Genomic DNA, 22,610 nt, shown 5'->3' with positions numbered 1-22,610 from the left:
AGGAGTTACCGTGGCCCACGAGCACCTAGACGATGTTAAAGCGTACCTTCTCGACCTTCAGGAGCGGCTCTGTGAAGGGCTTGCTGCCGCCGATGGGCGGGCCGCGTTCAAAGAGGATAGCTGGCAGCGCGAAGAGGGCGGCGGAGGCCGCTCGCGGGTGATGGAGTCGGGCGCTATTTTCGAAAAAGGCGGCGTCAACTTTTCCCATGTCCACGGTGCGCAGCTGCCGCCGTCTGCGACTGCTGCCCGGCCCGAGCTAGCCGGGCGCAGCTTCCACGCGGTGGGAGTCTCCTGGGTGATGCATCCTGAAAACCCCAATGTGCCGACAAGCCACGGCAACGTTCGCTTCTTTATTGCCGCAAAAGAGGGTGAGCCGCCGGTGTGGTGGTTTGGTGGCGGTTTTGACCTAACCCCCTACTATCCGGTGTTTGAAGATGTGGTGCACTGGCACCAAGTGGCCCGCGAGGCCTGCGCGCCCTTTGGTGAGGGCGTTTACGAGCGCTACAAAGCGTGGTGCGACGACTACTTTTATCTGAAGCACCGCGAGGAGACCCGCGGCGTCGGCGGACTCTTTTTTGATGACTTGAACGAAGGCAGCTTTGAAGAGTGTTTTGCGTTTCAGCGCGCGGTGGGTGATAGCTTTCTGGATGCTTACCTTCCCATTGTCGAGCGCCGCAAGCAGGACGCGTGGGGCGAACGCGAGCGTGATTTCCAGCTTTACCGCCGCGGCCGCTACGTGGAGTTCAATCTGGTGTGGGACCGGGGTACGCTGTTTGGCCTGCAAAGTGGCGGGCGCACGGAGTCCATTCTGATGTCCATGCCGCCGCTGGCCCGTTGGGAGTACGCTTTCACTCCCGAGCCGGGCAGCCGTGAAGCGCAACTGCACGACTATTTGGTGCCACGCGATTGGTTGGCCGAGGCCACCCAGCAGAACAACGCCTAAGGAGCTTCGATGACTGACCGCTACTGTGTGTTTGGTAACCCAATCAAACACTCTAAATCGCCGCTGATCCACGGTGAGTTTGCCAGCCAGACTCATCAGGCCATGAGTTACACCGCCGAGCTGGCGCCGGTAGAGGGGTTTGCCGACGCATGGCGGGCGTTTATCGCCGATGGTGGCCGTGGTGCCAACGTGACCGTTCCCTTCAAAGGCGATGCCTTTGCGCTTTGCGATACCCTGAGCCACCGCGCCAAGCGCGCGCAGGCGGTGAATACGCTGATTGTGGGCGGTAACGGGCGTACCTATGGCGATACCACCGACGGTATCGGGTTAGTGCGGGATTTGGCCTATCACCGCGTCCCTCTGGCGGGTAAGCGTGTGCTGGTCATCGGCGCAGGCGGCGCGGTGCGTGGCGTATTGGAACCGCTGCTGGCGGAGCAGCCCAGTGAGGTCGTTATCGTCAACCGCACGGCAGAGAAAGCCGAGCAGTTGGCCCAAGCGTTTGCCGACTTGGGCAATATCCAGGGCGGCGGTTTAGCATCCATCGACGGGCAGTTTGATCTGGTGATTAACGGTACCAGTGCCAGCCTATCAGGCGAGCTGCCGCCGCTGCCGGAGACGCTGTTTGCCAAAGGTGCCTGGGCCTACGATATGATGTACGGTTCAGAGCCGACGGTGTTTCTACAGTGGGCAGGGCCGCGAGGCGCCAAGCTGCTGGATGGTTTGGGAATGCTGGTCGAGCAAGCCGCCGAGTCGTTTTTTCTATGGCGCAACGTGCGGCCTGAAACGGCCAGCGTGCGCACGCTGCTGCGGCAATCGCTCAACTATTAGCCGGTAGGGGGATAGGAGATAGTTGAGGCAATGGGGGCGAACGCCCCCATTCAGGTTGTGCTTGGGCTAACGCGGTTTGGTATAAAACCCCACCATACACATCACCAGCCCCACCACGGATAACAGCATGCCGCCATTCACCAGCAGCGGCGAGCGCTGCAGCCACGACACAAAAGGTTGTGGCGTATCGTAGCAAGCTCCTTCCAGATAGTTCCAGTAGCCGCCCTCAAGCTGGCAGGCGCGAACGTCGCCCAGCTCCCAAAAATAGACGCCCAGCAGTACTAAAATCGGCAGGACTAACAGCAGTAAACCCAAACGGATCATCGAAACCTCTAAGCGCCGCTATGGACGCGGGCAGTTGGGAGTGCGGCCGTTGTTGCGGGCCTGCTCATAACTCGTCAGTGCCCGATCCATGTTGGCTTGGAGGCCCTGAATGCGCTGGCCTTGCCCGGGGTGGGTCGACATCCATACGGGGGGCGCGCCGCCGCCGGTGGCTGCCTGCATGTTCTCCCACAGAGTGACGCTTTCACGTGGGTTGAAGCCTGCTTGGGCCATGAGGTCTAGGCCAATCACATCGGCCTCGCTCTCATGGGCGCGGGAGAATGGTAGTACGATGCCGTACTGAGCGCCCATGCCGAGTACCCCCATCAGCTGCTGGCCACCGGCGGACTGCATGCCGGAGGTGCTGGAGAGTACCGATAGGCCTAATGACGTGGCGCTCTCGGTTGAGGCGCGCTCATTGGCGTGGTTGGCCAGCACGTGACCAATCTCATGACCAATCACAGAGGCTAATTGGTCCTGGGTTGTGGCAATATCCAGCATGCCCGTGTTCACACCCATGTAGCCGCCAGGAAGGGCAAAGGCGTTGGGCTGCTCGGATTCAAACACCCGGATTTGCCAGTCTAACTGCTGCTGCTCGGCAGGCAGTTCCGACACAATGGCATCCGCAATACACTGCACATAGCGCTGGCTTGCCTGGCTCGCAGTGGGCAGCTCCTGCTGGTACTGGGTGAACGCCTGACGGCCCATCTCGTTCAGCTCGCTATCAGAGAGCAGCAATAGCTGCGAGCGACCGGTGGGGGAGGTCGTACAGGCGGCGATTGAGGCGCAGAGCGCCGTAACCGCTAATGGGCGAAGCCAACGCATAGATAGTTTCCTTATAGACGAGTGGGGATCCTTGCACACAAGATAACCACTGGCAGTGGTAAATCAACCCTTATCATAACGCACTCTGAGGATGACGATGGATACTGAATTAAGCCAGCGCCTAGCGCGGTTACTCGATCATGTCGACCACTGGCTGCCGCCAGCGCCCACGCCGGTTGAGTGGGACACCCATGTAGCGGCCATCTGGCAGCGCCACCCACTGGGCGGGCGGTTGGTGCCGGTACCCCCGAGAGACACCATGACGCTGGACGACCTGCTGGGCATTGAGCGCCAAAAGCTGGCGTTGGTCGATAACACCCGGGCATTTTTGCAGGGGCTGCCAGCTAACCATGCGCTGCTCTGGGGCTCACGAGGTAGCGGGAAATCGTCTGTGATACGCGCGCTGCTCAATTCACTAGCCGATGAAGGCCTACGGCTGATTCAGGTCGACCGCCATGACCTGGCAAGCCTGCCGCTGCTGGTGGAACAACTGCGTCATCAGCCGCACCGCTTTGTGGTGTATTGCGACGACCTCTCGTTCGAAGGCAATGACGATGCCTACAAAGCGCTGAAGAGTGTGCTGGATGGCGCGCTGACCGGGCCACCAGATAACGTACTGCTCTATGCCACCTCGAACCGTCGTCACCTGCTGCCGGAGTCGATGGATGACAATAGCGGTTCACGGTTGGTGGGCGAGGAGCTGCACCACGGCGATGCGGTGGAAGAGAAAATCTCGCTGTCAGACCGTTTCGGCCTGTGGTTAGGCTTTCATCCGTTTAGCCAAGCCACCTATCTTGAAGTGTGCGAACACTGGGTGAGTCGTATTGGTGGACAGCAAGAGTGGGATGAGGCCGCCCGTGCGGAGGCGGTACGTTTTGCCACGCTACGCGGTGGGCGCAGCGGCCGGACAGCGTGGCAGTTTGCGGCCCACTACGTAGGCCGCAAACGCCTTCATGAGCGCGGTGAGTAGCGCGCTTGGCAAGACTTAGCGTTGGGGGATGAGCTGCCCGTCGGCGCCCACGTTCAAGCGAATGGTCGGGGTGAGCAGGCCAGCGGGCAGTGTCATGCCCAGGCCGCGCAAATCCCCTGGGGTAATGGCCAGTTCACTGCCTGCAGGCAGCTCCCCTTGGCTGGCGAGTTGGCTGGCCAGCTCTAGCATTGGCGTCATTTGCTGGTGGTCTGCAGCTAGAACATCAAAGGCCACCGGCAGGCGGAGATTGGCGTCTTGCCCAGACGTGAGGGTAACGTTCTGCCCATAATTGCCTTGCACTGGGTCTACGCCAGGCATGTCCAGCGTCCAGCGAAAGCCCGACATCTCCACCGGAGGCATGCCAGCGGGCAGGCCAAGCCCCATCGCCAGGGTGGCTTGCACCGGCAAGCTGCCAGCACCCAGGCTAGAGGCCAGAAAGCTCGATAGATCGCTGGTGTCCAACCCGGCATTGACGCTGTAAGGGCCAATGCGTACGTCCTCAATCCCCAGCGATGTGACCGCCAGACGAAACGCAAACAACCCTGTTTGAGGCAACGCCAAGCAGCCGGTTAGCAGGCTCGCCAGCAGCAGTAAAACCAAGCCGCGTCCGCGACGAAAAGCGTAGTGCATGTACGTCCCTCCTAAGAAGGGCAAGTGTTGATAAGAAAGGATCGGTCGAGCAGGTGACGAAAAGCGTCGCTATTTGAGGGCGGGAGGGGGGCTCTGTCAAGTAGATTCGGTGGTAGTGCCAACAAAAACGCCCGCTGCGTATACAACGGGCGGGGAAGCAAAGTGCCGCGCTTAACGGCGGCTTTTGCGCGCCTCTTTGGTACGGTTAAGCTCGCGCTTTTTGGCTTTCTCTTTATCGCTGGCGCCCGCCATGTTATCGAACGGGTTGTTGCCCGACCGGAACTCAAAGCGCATCGGCGTGCCGCGCACCTTCAACACTTTACGGAAGGTATTGGTCAGGTAGCGACGATAAGCCTCGGGTAGCGACGATGTCTGGTTGCCGTGTACCACGATAATCGGCGGGTTGCTGCCACCCTGGTGAGCCATACGCAGCTTGATGCGGCGGCCGTTGACCATGGGGGGCGGATGCTGGCTGACCGCATCCTGCAGCAGCGTGGTGAGACGGTTGGTCGACCAGTGCGCGTTGGCGGCGTTAAACGCCCGCTCAATGGAGGGGTACAAGTCGCCCACTGCGGTGCCATGCAGCGCGGAAATAAAGTGCAGCTCGGCGTAGTCGGCAAAGCCCAGACGGTGCTTGATGTCGGCGCGCATCTTCTCTTTGGCTTCGCTCTCCAGCCCGTCCCACTTGTTGACCGCCAGTACCAACGCACGCCCTGTGGTGAGCACATAATCCAGCAGGTGCAGGTCCTGCTCAACCAAGCCGCTGCGGGCGTCCAATACCATGACGGCCACGTGGCTCTCTTTGATCGCATCCAGCGTTTTGATGATCGAGAACTTTTCGGCGATTTCACGCACGTTCTTACGCCGCCGAATGCCGGCGGTGTCGATCAGCACGTACGGCTTGCCGTTGCGCTCGAAAGGGATTTCGATAGCGTCGCGGGTGGTGCCCGCTTCATCGAATACTACCACGCGCTCTTCACCGAGCAGGCGGTTGACCAGCGTAGATTTACCCACGTTCGGGCGGCCAATCACGCCAATGCGAATGCCTTTGCTGCCTGTATCGGCAGGGATACTGGCATCCCGCTCAGGGAAAGGTTCGAGGACCGTATCGATCAACAGCGATACGTTGCGGCCATGAGCGGCGGCAATCGGCCACGGGTCACCCAGGCCCAGTTTCCAGAAATCGGCCATGGCCGAGTGCTCTTCCAGGCCGTCGGTCTTGTTGACCACCAGCCAGGTCTTTTTCTGGTTGACGCGCAGGTGGTTGGCAATCGCTTCGTCGGCGACGTTCAACCCGGCGCGGGCATCGACCAGGAACAGCACGATATCGGCTTCGTCGATGGCCGCGAGGGACTGCTCGGCCATCGCGGCATCGATGCCTTCTTCGTCACCGCTGATACCGCCGGTATCGATGACGGTGTACGCCTTTCCACCCAGCATGCCGTTACCGTATTTACGGTCACGGGTCAGGCCAGGAAAGTCTGCCACCAGCGCATCGCGCGAGCGGGTCAGACGGTTAAACAGCGTCGATTTGCCCACATTGGGGCGACCGACTAATGCAATGACGGGTGTCATGGAGTTACTTCCAGGGTTTCCAGGCGACCATTGTTGGCCTGGACATGAATGGTGCTGCCTTCAGTCACCGGGCGCACGCTAATACCCGAATCATCGATACGGGTGCGGCCGACCAGGTTGCCTTCGCGGGCGTCGATGAGGTGGACATAACCCTCAAAATCACCCACGACGATGCGGCCATCGGCAAAGGCGGGGGCGGTGAGCCAGCGATCTTCCAGGTCATCGTTACGCCAGATCTCTTGGCCGCTGTTGGCGTCCAAGGCAACGATGTGGCTGTCGTCGCTGACCACAAATAAGAAGTCGCCCACCAGAATCGGCGTGTGGCGGCTGGAGAGGTTGGTTTCCCACAGCACACCGCCACGGGTCGCTTCCAGCGCAACCACACGGCCGTTGTAGCTAGTCACGAACAGGAGGCCATCGGGGCTAAGTACTGGCTGGCCAGACAGGTCCACTAGGCGCTCAACGTCGCTACGGCCACGTGGTGTGGCAATCTGCATTTCCCAAAGGGGCTGGCCGCTGCGGTTGTCCAGCGTCGCCAGGCGTCCGTTGGCCGTACCCACGAAGGTGACCGGGTCGATGACCATTGGCGTTCCGGTGCCGCGCAGCGTTAAAGCAGGCTGAGAGCTGGTGTAGACCCAGCGCTCTTCGCCGCTGGCGCGGTCCAGAGCGGTAATTTGGCCGTCCACGCTCTGAACCAGCAGTAGCTGCTGGTTGGCTTGCGGAGCTGCCAGTACTTCGCTGGTGACCCGCGAACGCCAGGCAACGCTACCGTCGCGCTGGTCGAGGGCAATCACTTCACCGTTGCGGGTGCCGAGATAAACTTGGCCGGCAATGGCGTTGAGTGCACTGGAGATGGGAGTATCCAGCTCGACTTGCCACTCACGCTCACCGCTCTGGGCATTGAAGGCGGCTACCAGGCCGTTGGCATCGGCGGCAAACACGGTATTACCCTCGCGTGCCGGTGCAATCGGGTAGCGGGCACGGCCAAAACCGTCGCCAACGCTGCGCCGCCACTGGCTATCCAGTGATGAGGTTTCATTGAAGCTACGCAGCTCTTTGGGGGTGTAGGCAGGCTCACCCTTGCTGGCGCAACCCGCCAGCAAGGCCAGCGCAACGGCGCCCAGTGTGGCACGCATCAGCGAAGTGGAAAAACGTGGTTTTAACAGGCTGTTGGTCATCACTGATTCGCCTCCTCGGCGCCGATATCGTCGAGCTTGAGCTGCACGCCATAAAGCGGCTGGTTCTGCGTTTGGGCAATCTCCAGCGCGGCTTGCCATGCTTCGCGAGCCTGCTCGGGCTGGCCAAGCGCCAGGTGAGCATCGCCGCGTACGTTGGCCTGTTGGGCGGCCAGCGTGTCGGTGATCGGCTGGTCCAATAGCTCCAGTGCCGCCTCGGGGTTGCCTTCGGCTAATTCGATACGCGCCAGCCGCAGCCAGGCCAGGCTTTGAACATAACGGCGTGACGAGCCGTCGGCGACGCTTTCAAGGGCTGCTTTGGCCGCGGCCAGATCGCCTTCCTGCACGGCCAGGCGGGCCTCCAGCAGCTGTGCCAGTTCGGCATACAGGGTGTTGCCGTAGTCGTCGGTGAGCTCATCAATCAGCGTTTGTGCCGCGCTTAACTGATCCCCTTCCAAGGTGGTGCCAGCGGTCATGTTGATGAGCTGCTGGTATCGGGCAGAAGCTGCCTCTGACTTACCCTCTTGGTAGTTCTGCCATGCGTTCCAACCAAAGACGCCCGCCGCAGCGAGAACGGCACCGGCAATCAGCGAGGTCCCGTTCTCTTTCCACCAGCGTTTGACGACTTCTAGCTGCTCTTCTTCGCTTCTCAGCTCCGCCACGGGCGGCCTCCTGTTTCATGGGTCAGCCGCTTTTGCGGCTAACGAGTGTTCATCCGCCCCAGGCATCGCTGGGGGCAGTTACGTTAATGAGACGGTAGGTTAGGCAGTAACTCGCGAAGCGTCTCGGCCAACGCTGCCTGGGCCACCTGCTGCTGCTCGCGGTCATCGCGCAGAAACTTCAGTGTGGCGGTTTGGTTGGCGAGCTCATCCTCACCCAGCAGAATTGCCACCGGCGCGGCGCTCTTGTCGGCCTTTTTCATGCGACTCTTGAAGCTGCCGCCGCCGCAGTGCAGCTGCAGGCGCAGGTCGGGCAGTGCGCTGCGCAGCTGTTCTGCCAGGGTGAGAGCTGCCACGGTGGCGCTGTCATCCATCGGCACTAGATAAGCGTCGCAGCCGCCTAGGGCCTCATCAGGTACCAAGTTGAGCGTTTCCAGCAGTAGTACCAGGCGCTCGATCCCCATGGCGAAGCCCACCGCAGGCGTGGGTTTGCCACCAAGCTGCTCGACCAGACCATCGTAGCGGCCACCGGCACAGACGGTGCCCTGGCTGCCCAGCGCAGTGGTGGTCCACTCGAACACCGTGCGGCAGTAGTAGTCCAGGCCGCGCACCAAACGCGGGTTGACCACGTATGGAATGTCGGCGGCATCCAGCATCGCTTTGAGCTGCTCGAAATGCGCGCGGGACTCATCGTCCAGATGATCCATCAACTGCGGGGCCGCGTTGAGCATCTCGGCCATATCCGGGTTTTTGGAGTCCAGAATGCGCAGCGGATTGCTGGTTAAGCGTCGTTTGGAGTCTTCATCGAGAACGTCTTGGTGCTGCTCAAAGTAGGCCACCAGTTTGTCTCGGTAGGCCGCCCGTGCTTCGGCGGAACCCAGGGAGTTCAGCTCCAGGGTGACGTGCTCCATCAAGCCAAGCTCTTGCCATAGCCGTGCCGAGAGCAGTATGACTTCGGCATCGATATCCGGGCCTTCAAAGCCGTAGGTCTCTACGCCGACCTGATGGAACTGGCGATAACGCCCTTTCTGAGGCCGTTCGTGGCGGAACATCGGCCCTTGGTACCAAAGCCGCTGGGTTTGGTTATGCAGCAAGCCGTGTTCCATTGCCGCCCGCACGCAGCTGGCGGTGCCTTCAGGGCGCAGCGTCAGGCTGTCACCGTTGCGGTCGTCGAAGGTGTACATCTCTTTCTCGACGATATCGGTGACTTCGCCAATCGAGCGGGCAAACAGCGCGGTTTGCTCCACGATTGGCGTACGAATTTCATCGAAGCCGTAGCGGTGCATCAATTGGCGTACTTTGCCCTCAAAAAATTGCCAGCGAGGGCTGTCGCTGGGCAATAGGTCGTTCATACCACGGATGGCTTGAATCTTTTTAGCGGCGGACTTGCTCAATGAAAACTCCTTGTCTGGGCGGCAGCGCGAGGCGCAAGGCGTGCCGCCTGTTGCAGGCAACGCAGGTGTCAAACGCTGCGTGCAATCATGTTCTCTTGCTGCTGCTCTTTCTGGCGTACCTTGTCGCGGATCAGCTTTTCCAGGTCATCTACCAGATGATCGTTGCGCAGCTTACTCGCCGGTTTGCCATCGATGTAGACCAAGTTGGCGGGTGAGCCGCCGGTTAGGCCGATATCGGTCTCTTTAGCTTCGCCGGGGCCGTTGACCACACAGCCAATCACCGAGACATCCAGCGGCGTCATCACATCTTCCAGGCGCTCTTCAAGCTGGTTCATGGTGCTGATGACGTCAAAGTTCTGTCGCGAGCAGCTGGGGCAGGCGATAAAGTTAATGCCCTTGGCGCGCAGCTTCAGGCTCTTGAGCATGTCGAACCCGACCTTGATCTCTTCCACCGGGTCGGCAGCCAGCGAGACGCGGATGGTGTCGCCGATACCGTCCATCAACAGCATGCCTAGGCCAATGGAGGACTTCACTGTGCCCGAACGCAGGCCGCCTGCTTCGGTGATACCCAGGTGCAGCGGCTGCTCGATGCGGGTGGCAAGGTCGCGATAAGCGGCCACCGCCATAAACACATCAGACGCTTTCACGCTGACTTTAAACTCCTGGAAATCGAGGCGGTCCAGGTGGTCAATATGGCGCATGGCAGACTCAACCAGCGCGGCGGGCGTAGGCTCGCCGTACTTCTTTTGCAGATCTTTTTCCAGCGACCCGGCGTTCACCCCGATACGGATTGGAATGCCGTAATCGCGGGCGGCGCTTACCACAGCGCGTACGCGATCTTCCCGGCCAATATTGCCGGGATTGATGCGCAGACAGTCAACGCCTAGCTCAGCGACGCGCAGGGCGATTTTGTAATCGAAATGAATGTCGGCAACGAGGGGGATGGCTACGCGCTGCTTGATTTTGCCGAAGGCTTCAGCGGCGTCCATATCCGGCACAGAGACGCGTACGATATCTGCTCCGGCTTTTTCCAACTGCTGGATCTGGCCGACGGTGGCGTCCACATCCAGGGTATTGGTGTTGGTCATGCTCTGTACGGAAATCGGCGCATCGCCGCCCACGGCCACATTGCCAACATGAATTTGGCGTGACAGACGGCGTTTAATCGGAGAAGGGGCGTGCATAAGACGAGTCACTCTCCCAGGGTAAAGCGGGCAACGTTATTGGTACCGGCGCGCTCGGCAAGGTTGACGAGCTCACCTTGGTAGCGCAGTTCTACACCGGTGGCGTTGCCGACGGTTAAACGAAAAGGCGGTTCGCCCTCAACGCTCGCGGTGGTGCCGGGGGTTTGTAGACCGACAAACACACGCTGGTTGTTGGCATCGAAAATCTCTGTCCAGGACTGCTCGTTAAACGTCAGCTCCAGCAAGTTGGGGTTAGCAGCGGGGGCGGCATTGGCCACCTCTTCAGCAGGCGCCTCAGCTACATCGGTCGCTGCGTCGGCGTCAACCGCCGGGGCCGCAGGTTCGTCGCTAGCGGCAGCGGTTGGCTCATCGTTGTCAGCAGCGGGCGCACTGCTATCGCTAATATCGCTGTCGGCGGGCTCGCCGCTGACCACATCGTTAGTCAACTCCTCCGTTGCGGCGGGCTCATCAGGTGTGACCACCGGAGTAGGCTCTGGAGCTGGCTCGGGTTCGCTGATGGACGCTTCGTTCTCTTCCATAGCGGGTGAGGCGCCGATGCTCGGCGGCTCGCTGCCACCTCTGCTTTGCCACCAAGCAACCGTCACGGCAATCAGCCCGGCAATCACCAGCAGAGTGACTAACTTAAAGAGCCATGCGCCTACTTTGGATGGCGGCTTAGTCACGGTAACCGGGGCCACCTTGCGTTCGGCATCACGGGTGCCGTGGCGAGCCTGGTAAGCCTCAAGCACCACACGTTCGTCCATGCCTAAATATTTGGCATAGGCGCGCAAGTAGCCGCGACGATACGCAGCGACGGGAATCTCTTCGTAATTATCGCGCTCTAGGCCATCCACCACAGCAGGGCGCAGGTTCAGTGCTCGGGCGGCATCCGTCAGCGGGACGCCCAGCGATTCGCGTTGACGAGAAAGCAACTCACCGGGGGTTGCTGTGCTGTGGGCCGTAGTAACACTATCTTGTAACTGTGTGTCGCTCATAGCTGAGCATCCTTCAATAATGTGGTGATCAGGGCGGCAATCAGTTGTTTAGCAAGCGCTGGTAGTCGGCAGCCGCGGCGTCGTCACCGCGGGCGAGGGCGACATCAATCGCCAGTTCCAGTGCCGCTGGGTCTGGGCCGGCTAACTGCAGATAGTTCTGCAGCGGTGCCCAGGCCTGATCATAATTGCCCTGTGAAACTTCCAGTTCGGCTAACATTAAATACCCGCGTGGGTTGCGCGGGTCGATACTTTGCGCGCGTTGCAAACGTTCGCGCGCTTTATCAAATTCATCTATTGCCAAATAGCACTGCCCCAGGTTGGTAAATAGCTGGGCACGATTGGCGTACTGGGCATCCTGAGATGCTATTTCTAACTGTTCGCAGGCCTGTGAAAACTGTGCCTGCTGATACAAAAACGCGGCGTAGTTGTTACGCGCGCGAGTAAACGAGGGCGCTGCATTCAACGCCTGCTGGAAGTAGCGGTTGGCTAGATCACTCTCTCCCTGCTGTTGATAGACCAGCGCGAGCGCCTGAAGTGCCTCAGGGTGGCGCGGGTCCAGTTCAAGAGCACGATCAAGGGCATTCAACGCGCGGGGCAGGTTATCACGCTCTAGGTAGGCGACGCCAAGCTGGGTGTAGGCTTCTGCCGCGTCGGGGTTGGCGTCGTCACTGATCCCTTGGCCAGAGGTGGCGCAGCCCGCCAGCAGCAGGCTGCCAGCAAGCACGGACAGCATGGGCATCCTAAAAAGGGTAATGCGCCTGCGGTGACCGATCATCTACGCCCTCTTAAGTCGAAACTATTGAGCCAGTGCTGCAAGGTGGATGCTTTGTAAGCACCCGGCAAAAGCGTGTCCATCAAAGCGCTGTGTCAGGTGGATGTCAAGACAGCAGCGATTAGTCAGCGTCAAGCTGAACGGACTGAATATAGCGTGCGCTACGCTTGGTACGGTCTTTTACGCGGCCCACTAGCTGACCACAGGCGGCATCAATATCGTCGCCACGGGTCATGCGCACGGTAGCGTTGTACTCTAAGTCGTACAGCCACTGTTGGAAGCGCATCACTTGGTTACGCGATGGCTTCTCGTAACCTGAGTTCGGGAAAGGGTTAAACGGAATCAGGTTGATTTTACACGGCAGCTCTTTGAGCAAAGCGGCCAGTTGTTCGGCGTGCTCTTGCTGATCGTTGACGTCTTTGATCAGCGTGTACTCAATCGTGACCTGACGGTTATCTGGGCACTTGGCCAGATAACGGTGGCAGGCATCCAGCAGCGCACGAATATTGTACTTACGGTTGATCGGTACTAGCTCGTTGCGCAGCTCATCGGTGGAGGCGTGCAGCGAGATAGCAAGGCTCACATCTATCTCATCGCCCAACTTGTCAATCATCGGTACAACACCCGATGTAGAGAGCGTGACGCGGCGCTTGGAGAGCCCGTAACCGTTATCGTCGAGCATCAGCTTCATGGCGGGCACGACGTTATCGAAATTGAGCAGCGGTTCGCCCATACCCATCATGACCACGTTGGTCACCGGGCGATTGGCGGTATCACGGCGCGGGCCAACACTGCGTTGGGCAACCCACACCTGGCCGATAATCTCGGCGGCGGTTAAGTTACGCTGGAAACCCTGTTTACCGGTAGAGCAGAAGCTACAGTCCAGCGAACAACCCACTTGGGAAGAGACACACAGCGTGCGCCGCTTACCGTTTTCAGCGGGAATCAGCACCGTTTCTACGTAGCTGCCATCCTCAACCTCTAACACCCATTTACGGGTGCCGTCGCTGGAAGTGCCTTCGTAGACAACGCCCGGGCCGCGAATTTCAGCGACTTGGGAGAGCTTGTCGCGCAGCGGTTTCGACAGGTTGGTCATCGCCGTGAAGTCGTCGATGCCTTCCTGGTGAATCCACTTCATTACCTGAGTGGCGCGGAATTTCTTTTCGCCAATTGATAAAAAGAAAGCTTCCATCTGCTCGCGGGAAAGCCCCAGCAGGTTCTGGCGTGCCGGTGCCGCTTGTTGAGCAGTCGCGCTGTCAGGAGTCGTGTTGGGAGCAGGCGTATGTTGAGCTACGGTGGTGGTCATGGCGGTCAGCGTTCAGAAAGAGGCGGGGGCAAAGCCCCCGCGAAAATGGCCGGCAACGAAGGTTGAAACGGCGGCGCTTGGTTTAGCGCGGGCAGATTTCGTCGTTACCGAAGAAGTAGCTAATTTCGCGCTCAGCGCTTTCCGGAGAATCAGAGCCATGGACAGCGTTGGCGTCGATTGTTTCCGCAAAGTCAGCGCGAATGGTGCCCGGAGCGGCTTCTTTCGGGTTGGTAGCACCCATCAGCTCACGGTTTTTAGCGATGGCGCCTTCGCCTTCCAGCACTTGTACCACGACCGGGCCAGAGGTCATGAAGCCAACTAGGTCTTTGAAGAAGGGACGCTCTTTGTGCTCGGCGTAGAAGCCACCAGCCTTCTCTTCGGAGAGGTGCATCATTTTAGCGGCAACGACCTTCAGGCCCGCTTTTTCAAAGCGTGCAATGATCTCGCCAATGGCATTTTTAGCAACGGCATCGGGCTTGATGATGGAAAGAGTACGTTCAGTCGCCATGCAGAAATCTCCTTAAAAGGGATAAAGCAGAAATTGCCGCCCCGGAAAGCCGGGGCGGCGCAGGAAAAAAGTGGTCGGCTAGGGCCGTATGTTGCGTCGGCTGCCGAGTGGCCGCGATTATAGCGCCTCCCGGTGGGGATGAATACCGGTGATATACGCAACAGCCACGGCGGATAGCTTAGACTGTGAAGCTTTCACCGCAGCCGCACTGATCTTTTACATTGGGGTTGTTGAAGCGGAAAAAGCGATTCAAGCCTTCGTTGACGTAATCCACTTCGCTGCCGTCTAGCATCTCGACGGCATCAGGAGCCACGTAGACGCTTGCGCCGTGATCTTCGAAACGCACATCGTCATCCCGTGCTTCATCGGCAAAATCAAGCACATAGCTGTAGCCAGAACAGCCGCTGGGTTTAACGGATACCCGCAGGCCTAGCCCCTGGCCGCGCTCGTCGAGCACACGCTGAATTTGTTCAGCTGCAGCGGGCGTAATGTTTAGTGTTGCCATGGAGCGTTCTCCTTTAAGAAGTCGTTAGCAGTGCGTCAGGAGAGCGTCAGCCGCCTAACGTGCGGTCGCACGTAAGCCGCTCACCGCGTGGCGCAGTAGGGTTAATGCGTGGTCGATATCGGCCTCTTGGGTAAAGCGCCCAAAGCTAATACGCAGCGATGAGAGCGCGAGCCGACGGGGCGTACCAATGCCCAATAGTACATAAGACGGGTCAACGCTTGCCGAGTTGCAGGCAGAGCCGGTAGACACGGCTACATCCCGTAGCGCCATCAGCAGTGCCTCGCCATCCACGCCTTCAAACGCCAAGTTCAAGATGTTGGGAACGGCGTTCTCCAGTGGGGAGTTGGGGATGATGCCTTCCAGGTTTGATAAGCCGCTTAGAAAGCGTTCGCGTAGCGCCGCAATATGGGCCTGATCCGCGTCCTGCTGCTGTTGCATGACGTTAAACGCTTCACCCATCCCGGCAATCTGATGAGTCGGCAGCGTGCCGGAGCGCATGCCGCGCTCGTGGCCGCCACCATGAATGAGTGCCTCGACGCGAATATCTGGGTGGCGTTTCACATACAGAGCGCCGACCCCTTTAGGCCCGTAGGCTTTGTGGCCTGATAGCGACATCAAATCAATATGCTGAGCGACCACGTCGAGCGGAATACGCCCCACCGCCTGGGCGGCATCGGTGTGGAACGCCGCCCCGAACTCATGGGTGACTTCCGCTAGGGCGGCAATATCATGAATGCTGCCTAGCTCATTATTCACCGCCATTAGCGATACCAGTGCCGTGTCGTCGCGCATGGCGGCACGCAGTTGCTCAGGGGTGATGCGTCCATCGCGCCCTGGGGTTAGCCAGGTGATCTCGAAGCCTTCGTTCTCCAGTGCCTTGGCGGTGTCTACCACCGCTTTATGCTCAATGCTGGAAGTGACAAGGTGCATGCCACGTTCGCGGTTAGCACGCATAAAGCCAATCAGCGCTAGGTTATTGGCTTCGGTGGCACCACTGGTCCAGACGATTTCACGCGGGTCAGCGCCGATCATATCGGCCACTTGGCGGCGCGCCTGTTCCACCGCCTGCTCGGCCTGCCAGCCCAGCATATGGCTGCGGGAAGCGGGGTTGGCGAACAGCTGGTCTACCGTGAGGTAGCGCTGCATCACCTCAGCCACACGACCATCGACCGGCGTCGTGGCGGCATAATCGAGATAAATGGGCAGAGAGGGAGTGGAGGTCATCGTCATAGATTCCAGCGTGCAGTAAATACCTTCAGGGGGAAGACGCGAGGATGCCAGCATCGACCCGCTGTTTTTGCCGGGTAGCGATGCGGATCACATCTGGGCGCTGTATCAACTGCGCCAGCGTAATATCGTCGAGAAAACTGCGAATTTGCCCGGATAGCTCGCACCATAAATGGTGCGTTAAACAGGTGTCGCCCTGCTGGCAGTCGGATAGCCCCTGGCAGCGGGTCGCATCGACGGTTTCGTTGACTGCATCAATCACCAGAGAGACGCTGATCTCCTCGGGTGCTTTGGCCAGTAGGTAACCGCCACCCGGCCCGCGCACGCTGCTAACTAGCCCCGCCCGGCGCAGCCTTGCGAAGAGTTGCTCCAGGTAAGAGAGCGAGATCTCCTGTCGCAGGGAGATATCTCCCAGGCTGGTAGGGCCGCTGGGGGCGTTAAGCGCCAAATCCAGCATGGCCGTAACGGCGTAACGGCCTTTTGTCGTCAAGCGCATAGCAGGTACCCCTCGTCGCTGAGCTTTCAGCGCGCTGGCAGCAAATGTTGCGCCATTATGGAAATCCTGAGTGCTTTGGTCAACTATTGCGCGTGGTGCTGCTTTCCGGTGATGGGCTGCTGCGTTCCTGGGCAGTATGACCAAGGCTAGGGCAGCCGGTATCGTTTTCATCCAGAATATCGGCAAAGTCCTCATCTCGCAGAGCCGGTAACTGGCCATCGCGGTAGTTGGCATCGAGCTTGCGAAGCGTTGAGCACATGCGCTCGATACGCTCGTCCACGGCGTGCATGTGATCGAGCATGGCCTGCATCGAACGCGCCACCGGGTCGGGCATGTCTTGGCTGACGCCATAGGCATCGAAACCAAACTTCTGGCAGATGGCTTCCCGGCGGGCCGGGTCGATATCCAGCGCCTCTTCCATATCCGGGGCGGCGCGTTTGACGATTTTGCCGGGGATGCCGACCACCGTTGCTCCCGCTGGCACCTCTTTTGTAACTACCGCGTTAGAGCCAATTTTGGCACCTGCGCCCACGGTAAACGGCCCCAGTATCTTGGCGCCGGCACCAACAATCACACCATCTTCCAGCGTAGGGTGACGTTTGCCTTTGTTCCAACTGGTGCCGCCTAGCGTCACGCCTTGGTAGAGCGTGACGTTATCGCCCACCTGTGCGGTTTCACCAATCACCACGCCCATGCCATGGTCGATAAAAAAGCGCCGCCCAATGGTTGCGCCTGGGTGGATTTCAATGCCAGTGAGCCAGCGGGAGAAGGTCGATAGCGTTCGTGCTAGCCACTTAAAGTTCTTTTTCCACAGCCAGTGGCCGCAGCGGTGCAGCAACAGGGCGTGCAGGCCGGGATAGTTGGTCAGCACCTCAAGAAAATTACGTGCCGCCGGGTCGCGGTCAAATACGCTATTGATGTCTTCACGCAGGCGTTGAAACATGGGTGATCCTTGGGCGTTAAGGGAGGCAGCAGTAATACAGTATTGGAATATGGTGAGTGCAAAGCGGCAGTCGAAAAGACGATGTTGGGGCGCGTTGTTGTAACTTCAAGTTTAGGCCATTGCCGCTTTGCTGGCGCCTCTTGTGATTAGTACGCCGTTATGTGCTACGCGGATGTGTCGGCGTTCTCTTGGTTCACACTACCGGTTCCACTCTTTTTAGCGGATTTTTCAGTCGCCGAGAGGATGCCGCGCAGAATGTTCATCTCCATCTTTTCAGGCCGTGCCCGTAAATAGAGGCGTCGCAGGCGTGCCATGAGCTGGCGCGGCAGGGCAGGGTCGTGAAACTCGATGGCGATTAGCGTGCGCTCTAAGTGCTCGAAGTAGCGCTCAAGCTCTTCGTGGGTTGCTAGCTCGTCATTATCATCGGCAGCAGTTGGGGCATCTGCCTGGCTTAGCCACGCCATGCGACACTCGTAGGCCACCACTTGAACCGCCGCGGCAAGGTTGAGCGAGCTAAAATCAGCGTTGGTCGGAATATGCACATGGGCATGGCAGCGCTGCAGCTCGGCGTTGGTTAAGCCGCTGTCTTCACGGCCAAACACCAGCGCCACACGGGCATTTTCTGGCTGGCATTCGCCGGGTAGGCGCTCGGCAAGTTCCCGAGGCGAGATCATCGGCCAGGGCAGCGTGCGCGAGCGGGCGCTGGCGCCAACAGCTAGCGTGCAATCGGCCACGGCTTCTTCAAGTGTGGCATGCACTGTAGCTTGGTGAAGTAGATGGTCGGCACCTGAGGCGCGAGAAATACTGTCTTGGGTGATCACATCGCAGCGAGGAGCGACCAGGGCTAAATCAGCTAAGCCCATGTTGTGCATGGCGCGTGCCACGCCGCCAATGTTGCCAGGGTGGCTGGTGCCAATTAAAACAATTCGGATGCGCTCAAGCATAGTAGGCCCGGTTCATGTGCGTAAAACGCGCAGTTTAGCATGAGTCGATGGCATGCCCGAGGGGCCTCTGTTAGAATTGCCCGCCAAAAGGCGTATTGCGCCTGAACCGTTCTTTAACATCACTGTGACAAGGCCCGATCATGAATCCGATGGTCCAATTTACGCTGCGCGCCGCGCGTGGCGCTGTTGAACACTTTTTACGCGTTCGCGAACGTATCGAAAACGCCCATGAAGAATTTAACCTCGACCGCTTGCTGGAAGACACAGCGCGTAAAGCCGAGGCGACCATCATTCAACAACTGCAGCGTGGCTACCCTCTGCACGGCTTCTCTGGCCGCTATACGCCCTATAAAGCGGGTGAAGGCGAAGGTGAAGATACCGTATGGAAAATTGAACCGCTGCACGGCTACTCCAACTTGGCGGTAGCAGGTAAGGGCTTTGCACTCTCAGTGGTGTGTCTCGTTAAAGGTCGCCCCGAACACGCGGTGGTGATCTCTCCCTTTGGTGATGACGAATATATCGCCAGTCGCGGCCGCGGCGCTCAGCACAACGACAAGCGCATGCGGGTTAGCAAACCAACCGCTATTCCTGCCACACGCATGGCGATGAGCCTGCCAGAAACCTGGCTGCGCCCGAGTCATCTGCCTGCTTACTTAACCATTACCCAGCAGCTTGCGCCGCAGGTAGAAACCCTGGTAGCGACCGGCAGCGGCCTGCTGGATATGTGCGAGCTGGCCGCAGGACGTGTAGACAGCGTCTTTGTGCTGGGCCTAGAAGAGCAGGATATGCAGGTAGGTACGCTGCTGCTAAAAGAAGCGGGCGCGCTGATGGGTACCCCGGACGGCAAGCCGACCGTGAATGCCGAAAGCCAACTGATGGCCGCTGGCCCGCGTCTCTACAAAGCGCTGATTAAACAGCTGGCGCCGCACTTTTAATCACTGGCGGCGCGGTCGCGCTGCGTAGTGAGTAGTGAGTGGTGAGTGGTGAGTGGTGAGTAGTCACTAAAATGGTAGTAAAAAGGCCCTGCCGGGTAATCCCGGCAGGGCCTTTTCGTTGGCTGCTTTTGCGTGCTTACGGCAGCTCTTCCTCCTCTTCATCCACTTCTTTCTTGGTGGGAATCAGGTCTTCCCGAGAGAGTTTCAGCGGAATCAACAGGGCACCGGAGATATAGATAGACGAGAACGTACCCACCACGATACCCACCAGCAGGGCAATCGCGAAGTTCTCGATCATATCGCCACCGAGCAGCAGCAGCGCTAGCAGTACCAGCACGGTTGTGCCTGAGGTGGCTAATGTGCGCGACAACGTAGCGTTAATCGCCTCGTTGAAAATCTGCGGCATATCGTCGATACGCGAGGTGCGGATCGTCTCGCGGATGCGGTCATACACGACGATGGTGTCGTTCAGCGAGTAGCCGATGACCGCCAGAATGGCTGCCAGCACCGTTAGGTCGAAGTCGAGCTGGAACAGCGCGAACACGCCTACGACGATGATTACGTCGTGCAGCAGGGCAAGCAGGGCACCGATGGCGAACTTGTACTGGAAGCGTAGGGCCACATAGAGCATGACCACGCCCAGTGCCACGAGCAGCCCCAGACCGCTCTGGTCGCGAAGCTGGTCGCCTACCTGAGCGCCAACAAACTCAGCGCGCACGAGGTTAACGCTGTCACCATTGGCACGTAGTAGTTTGACGACTTCATTACCCACATCGCCATCAAATGCTTGCTGTAGGCGAATCAATACTTCTGTAGAGGCACCAAAGGTCTGTACCGATACGTCTTGGAAACCACTGTTTTCCAGCAGTTGGCGAATGGCGTCCAGCGACGGAGCCGCGCCATAGCGTACCTCAATCAGCGTGCCGCCAGTAAAGTCCAGGCCCAGGTTGAGCTGTTGGAAAACAATGGCGCCAATAGAGACAATCAGCATCACCGCCGAGACGATAAACGCAAGGTTGCGCCGTCCCATAAAGTCGATGCGCAGTTGTGATAGGGGTTTCATTACCACCTCTTAAATTCTGTGCTGAGCGCGTGTTGTGATCTCATCGATATCAGATCCACAGCTTTTTGACGTGCTTGCCACCGTAGGCCAGATTGACCATGGCGCGCGTGACCAGCAGCGCAGTGAACATCGACGTCAAAATGCCGATAGAGAGCGTAACGGCAAAGCCTTTTACCGGGCCGGTGCCAATCGAGAACAGAATCACCGCCACCAGCAGCGTGGTGATGTTGGCATCCACAATCGAGGTGAACGCCCGTTCATAACCCGCGTAAATAGCTTGCTGAATCGACATGCCGTTGCGCAGTTCTTCGCGTATCCGCTCAAAGATAAGCACGTTGGCGTCCACCGCCATGCCCAGCGTCAACACGATACCGGCAATACCGGGTAGCGTGAGCGTAGCGCCCAGCATCGACATCACGGCGACTAGCAGTGTGAGGTTGAGCGCCAGGGCGATGTTGGCAAAAACGCCGAATACCTTGTAGCGCACCAGCATAAACAGCACGACTAGCAGCAGGCCGATCTGCACCGATAGCAAGCCGCGCTCGATGTTTTCAGCGCCTAGGCTTGGTCCAATGGTGCGCTCTTGCACGAAGTAAATCGGCGCGGCGAGCGAGCCGGAACGCAGCAGCAGAGCGAGTTCGGCGGCTTCGGTGGGGGAATCAAGGCCGGTGATGCGGAAGCTGTTGCCCAGTGCACTTTGAATGGTCGCCAAGCTGATCAGGCCGCGCTCGGTATACGGTTCGCGAACAATGGTCTCTTCGCCGGTTTCCGGATCGACTTCGATGCGGTCTTCGCTCTTATGCTCGATAAACAGCACCGCCATATTGCGGCCAATGTTGGTGCGCGTGGCGCGGTTCATCAGCGTACCGCCGGTGCCGTCCAGGTTGATGTTGACCTGAGGGCGACCGTTTTCGTCGAAGCTGTTGCTGGCGCTGGAAACGCTGTCACCAGTAATGATCACATCGCGCATCAGCTCCGCTGAGCGGGCCGGGTCGTTACGAAACTCGAAGCGTTCGGTTTCGGCATCCGGTGTATCGTGGCGCGCCTCGAGACGAAACTCGAGGTTGGCCGTCGCACCGACGATCCGCTTGGCGGCCACGGTGTCCTGTACGCCGGGTAGCTCGACCACGATTTGGCTCGGCCCTTGGCGCTGTACCATGGGCTCGGCCACGCCTAGCTCGTTCACGCGGTTGCGCAGCGTGGTCAAGTTCTGGTTGATCGCGTAATCCTGAATTTCGTTGACCGTGACATCGCTCAGCGTCATGACCAGGCTCGAAGCGCGGCCATCCCCTTCGCTGGTGTATTCGAAGTTGGGGAAGTCGCGACTGATCAAACGGCGGGCGGCGTCGCGGTCTTCGCTGCTGGCGAAGTCGATCGACAGCGAGCGGTCGTCGATGGTGGTGTTGCGGTAGCGAATACGCTCGCTGCGCAGCAGTTCGCGGATGGCGCTGGCGTTCACCTCAAGGCGCTGGGCCAGCGCGGCGTCCATATCCACTTCCAGTAGGAAGTGAACGCCACCGCGTAAATCAAGGCCCAGCGTCATCGGGGAAGCAGAAAAAGCTTGCAGCCAGCCAGGTGTCGCATCGGCAAGGTTGAGCGCCACGGTCGCGTTGGGGCCAAGCACTTCGGCGGCAATATCCCGCGCGTCGAGCTGGTCATCGTCGCTTTGCAGACGAATCAGCCATTGACCATTGTTCTCTTCAACGGCTTTGACGGCGATATCGCGCTCGCTGAGCGCTTCTTCAACGCGGGTAATTTGCCGTTCATCCAGGGCGTTGCCTTGGGCATCGCTAACCTGAATGGCGGGATCTGCGGGGAATAGATTGGGAAGCGAGTAGATAAGGCCAGCCACCAGGACGACCAGTATCAGCAGATACTTCCACAGGGGGTAACGGTTGAGCATGCAAGCCCTGCCTTCAATTACAAACGGAATCGCTGTGCACAGACAGGCTGGGCACAGCAACGTTCACCATCGACGCTACCATGTCACCCCTGCCGGGGTGGCTGGCACTGGGTCGGCAGGGGGGGAGTGCAAGCGTTAGATGGACTTAATGGTGCCTTTAGGCAGTACGGCAGCCACGGCGTTCTTCTGCACGTTGACTTCGGTACCTTCAGAGACTTCCAGGGTCAGGAACTCGTCGCTGACTTTGGTCACGCGGCCAACCAAACCGCCGCCAATCACGACTTCATCGCCCTTGGCTAGACCCGATACCAACTGCTTGTGCTGCTTGGCACGTTTGGCTTGCGGACGCCACAGCAGGAAGTAAAAGATCAGCACGAAGCCGACCAGCATGACGATTTGCGCGATGCCACCGCCAGCGGCGGCTTCTTGGGCATGGGCTGGTGAGATGAAGAAATCCAGCATTGCAGGGAACTCCTGGGTTAGAACACTCAATGGGTGAGTGGGTCATG

Annotated in this window: 24 protein-coding genes; 4 read left to right on the top strand and 20 right to left on the bottom strand. The window is 59.1% G+C overall.

The features are described 5' to 3' along the window. The first annotated feature begins 10 nt into the window (after positions 1 to 10). Positions 11 to 943 (top strand): oxygen-dependent coproporphyrinogen oxidase, encoded by a 933-nt coding sequence (gene hemF, locus NH344_RS09225; RefSeq protein ID WP_044628938.1) that lies wholly within the window; start codon positions 11 to 13, stop codon positions 941 to 943. Between the two features lie 9 nt (positions 944 to 952). Then, entirely contained in the window at positions 953 to 1,771 is an 819-nt protein-coding gene (aroE, locus tag NH344_RS09220) for a shikimate dehydrogenase (protein WP_044628937.1), read from the top strand. Between the two features lie 66 nt (positions 1,772 to 1,837). Here aroE and NH344_RS09215 read toward each other — a convergent pair whose 3' ends face one another. Both NH344_RS09215 and NH344_RS09210 read right to left on the bottom strand, forming a co-directional pair. Next, positions 1,838 to 2,095 carry a hypothetical protein gene (locus NH344_RS09215; RefSeq protein WP_044628936.1) on the bottom strand — a complete coding sequence of 86 codons (258 nt, stop codon included), beginning with the start codon at positions 2,093 to 2,095 and terminating at the stop codon, positions 1,838 to 1,840. A gap of 18 nt (positions 2,096 to 2,113) precedes the next feature. Then, positions 2,114 to 2,917, bottom strand: coding sequence for a M48 family metallopeptidase (locus NH344_RS09210; RefSeq protein ID WP_074211028.1), 804 nt, complete (start codon positions 2,915 to 2,917; stop codon positions 2,114 to 2,116). A gap of 97 nt (positions 2,918 to 3,014) precedes the next feature. Between NH344_RS09210 and NH344_RS09205 the strand changes: the two genes are divergently transcribed. After that, positions 3,015 to 3,887 carry an ATP-binding protein gene (locus tag NH344_RS09205; RefSeq protein WP_137093011.1) on the top strand — a complete coding sequence of 291 codons (873 nt, stop codon included), beginning with the start codon at positions 3,015 to 3,017 and terminating at the stop codon, positions 3,885 to 3,887. A gap of 15 nt (positions 3,888 to 3,902) precedes the next feature. On the opposite strand, the gene NH344_RS09200 is transcribed toward NH344_RS09205, so the two are convergent. The 15 genes from NH344_RS09200 to trmJ form a co-directional block, all read right to left on the bottom strand. Continuing rightward, positions 3,903 to 4,517 (bottom strand): hypothetical protein, encoded by a 615-nt coding sequence (locus tag NH344_RS09200; protein ID WP_253027816.1) that lies wholly within the window; start codon positions 4,515 to 4,517, stop codon positions 3,903 to 3,905. Between the two features lie 171 nt (positions 4,518 to 4,688). Next, positions 4,689 to 6,092, bottom strand: a complete 1,404-nt coding sequence (gene der, locus NH344_RS09195; RefSeq protein ID WP_253027815.1) for a ribosome biogenesis GTPase Der — start codon at positions 6,090 to 6,092, stop codon at positions 4,689 to 4,691. Next, complete coding sequence (gene bamB, locus NH344_RS09190) at positions 6,089 to 7,270, bottom strand: outer membrane protein assembly factor BamB (protein WP_253027814.1); 1,182 nt, start codon at positions 7,268 to 7,270, stop codon at positions 6,089 to 6,091. Before bamB ends, der begins: the two co-directional genes overlap by 4 nt. Beyond that, positions 7,270 to 7,929 (bottom strand): tetratricopeptide repeat protein, encoded by a 660-nt coding sequence (locus NH344_RS09185; protein WP_253027813.1) that lies wholly within the window; start codon positions 7,927 to 7,929, stop codon positions 7,270 to 7,272. The genes bamB and NH344_RS09185 overlap by 1 nt, the downstream gene beginning before the upstream one ends. 83 nt (positions 7,930 to 8,012) lie before the next feature. Continuing rightward, positions 8,013 to 9,320: a histidine--tRNA ligase gene (hisS, locus tag NH344_RS09180; protein WP_213262765.1), complete on the bottom strand. Its 1,308-nt coding sequence runs from the start codon at positions 9,318 to 9,320 to the stop codon at positions 8,013 to 8,015. Between the two features lie 68 nt (positions 9,321 to 9,388). Beyond that, a complete protein-coding gene (gene ispG, locus NH344_RS09175) occupies positions 9,389 to 10,504 on the bottom strand; it encodes a flavodoxin-dependent (E)-4-hydroxy-3-methylbut-2-enyl-diphosphate synthase (protein ID WP_044628928.1) in 1,116 nt (371 codons plus the stop codon). A gap of 8 nt (positions 10,505 to 10,512) precedes the next feature. Beyond that, complete coding sequence (locus NH344_RS09170; protein WP_058579865.1) at positions 10,513 to 11,499, bottom strand: RodZ domain-containing protein; 987 nt, start codon at positions 11,497 to 11,499, stop codon at positions 10,513 to 10,515. A 40-nt stretch (positions 11,500 to 11,539) separates the two neighbouring features. Continuing rightward, complete coding sequence (gene pilW / locus NH344_RS09165) at positions 11,540 to 12,274, bottom strand: type IV pilus biogenesis/stability protein PilW (RefSeq protein WP_044628926.1); 735 nt, start codon at positions 12,272 to 12,274, stop codon at positions 11,540 to 11,542. A gap of 118 nt (positions 12,275 to 12,392) precedes the next feature. Then, the gene (gene rlmN / locus NH344_RS09160; RefSeq protein ID WP_044628925.1) at positions 12,393 to 13,577 is read right to left on the bottom strand and encodes a 23S rRNA (adenine(2503)-C(2))-methyltransferase RlmN; all 1,185 of its coding nucleotides are present in this window, start codon (positions 13,575 to 13,577) and stop codon (positions 12,393 to 12,395) included. Positions 13,578 to 13,659: 82 nt separating this feature from the next. After that, a complete protein-coding gene (ndk, locus tag NH344_RS09155; protein WP_044628924.1) occupies positions 13,660 to 14,085 on the bottom strand; it encodes a nucleoside-diphosphate kinase in 426 nt (141 codons plus the stop codon). 178 nt (positions 14,086 to 14,263) lie between these two features. Further along, on the bottom strand, positions 14,264 to 14,590 hold the full coding sequence (locus NH344_RS09150; protein ID WP_044628923.1) for an iron-sulfur cluster assembly accessory protein: 327 nt from the start codon (positions 14,588 to 14,590) through the stop codon (positions 14,264 to 14,266). Positions 14,591 to 14,644: 54 nt separating this feature from the next. Further along, positions 14,645 to 15,814: an aminotransferase class V-fold PLP-dependent enzyme gene (locus NH344_RS09145; RefSeq protein ID WP_058579868.1), complete on the bottom strand. Its 1,170-nt coding sequence runs from the start codon at positions 15,812 to 15,814 to the stop codon at positions 14,645 to 14,647. Between the two features lie 31 nt (positions 15,815 to 15,845). Then, entirely contained in the window at positions 15,846 to 16,313 is a 468-nt protein-coding gene (locus tag NH344_RS09140) for a Fe-S cluster assembly transcription factor (RefSeq protein WP_044628921.1), read from the bottom strand. A gap of 79 nt (positions 16,314 to 16,392) precedes the next feature. Further along, positions 16,393 to 17,256 carry a serine O-acetyltransferase gene (gene cysE, locus NH344_RS09135; RefSeq protein WP_137093019.1) on the bottom strand — a complete coding sequence of 288 codons (864 nt, stop codon included), beginning with the start codon at positions 17,254 to 17,256 and terminating at the stop codon, positions 16,393 to 16,395. Between the two features lie 164 nt (positions 17,257 to 17,420). Then, positions 17,421 to 18,200 carry a tRNA (cytosine(32)/uridine(32)-2'-O)-methyltransferase TrmJ gene (gene trmJ / locus NH344_RS09130; RefSeq protein ID WP_054641571.1) on the bottom strand — a complete coding sequence of 260 codons (780 nt, stop codon included), beginning with the start codon at positions 18,198 to 18,200 and terminating at the stop codon, positions 17,421 to 17,423. A 140-nt stretch (positions 18,201 to 18,340) separates the two neighbouring features. On the opposite strand from trmJ, the gene NH344_RS09125 reads away from it, so the two are divergent. Next, complete coding sequence (locus NH344_RS09125; protein WP_044628918.1) at positions 18,341 to 19,135, top strand: inositol monophosphatase family protein; 795 nt, start codon at positions 18,341 to 18,343, stop codon at positions 19,133 to 19,135. A 136-nt stretch (positions 19,136 to 19,271) separates the two neighbouring features. Here NH344_RS09125 and secF read toward each other — a convergent pair whose 3' ends face one another. The 3 genes from secF to yajC all read right to left on the bottom strand — a co-directional run bounded on the left by secF (position 19,272) and on the right by yajC (position 22,563). After that, on the bottom strand, positions 19,272 to 20,198 hold the full coding sequence (gene secF, locus NH344_RS09120) for a protein translocase subunit SecF (RefSeq protein WP_044628917.1): 927 nt from the start codon (positions 20,196 to 20,198) through the stop codon (positions 19,272 to 19,274). 49 nt (positions 20,199 to 20,247) lie between these two features. After that, positions 20,248 to 22,101, bottom strand: coding sequence for a protein translocase subunit SecD (secD, locus tag NH344_RS09115; protein ID WP_253027812.1), 1,854 nt, complete (start codon positions 22,099 to 22,101; stop codon positions 20,248 to 20,250). 135 nt (positions 22,102 to 22,236) lie between these two features. After that, positions 22,237 to 22,563: a preprotein translocase subunit YajC gene (gene yajC, locus NH344_RS09110; protein WP_044628915.1), complete on the bottom strand. Its 327-nt coding sequence runs from the start codon at positions 22,561 to 22,563 to the stop codon at positions 22,237 to 22,239. Between the last annotated feature and the right edge of the window lie 47 nt (positions 22,564 to 22,610).

The organism is Halomonas sp. Ps84H-12, assembly GCF_024124725.1.
In the GTDB taxonomy this organism is placed as follows: Bacteria; Pseudomonadota; Gammaproteobacteria; order Pseudomonadales; family Halomonadaceae; genus Vreelandella; species Vreelandella aquamarina.
Note: the sequence above shows the minus strand (reverse complement) of the source record. Positions and strands in the feature narration are given on the sequence as shown.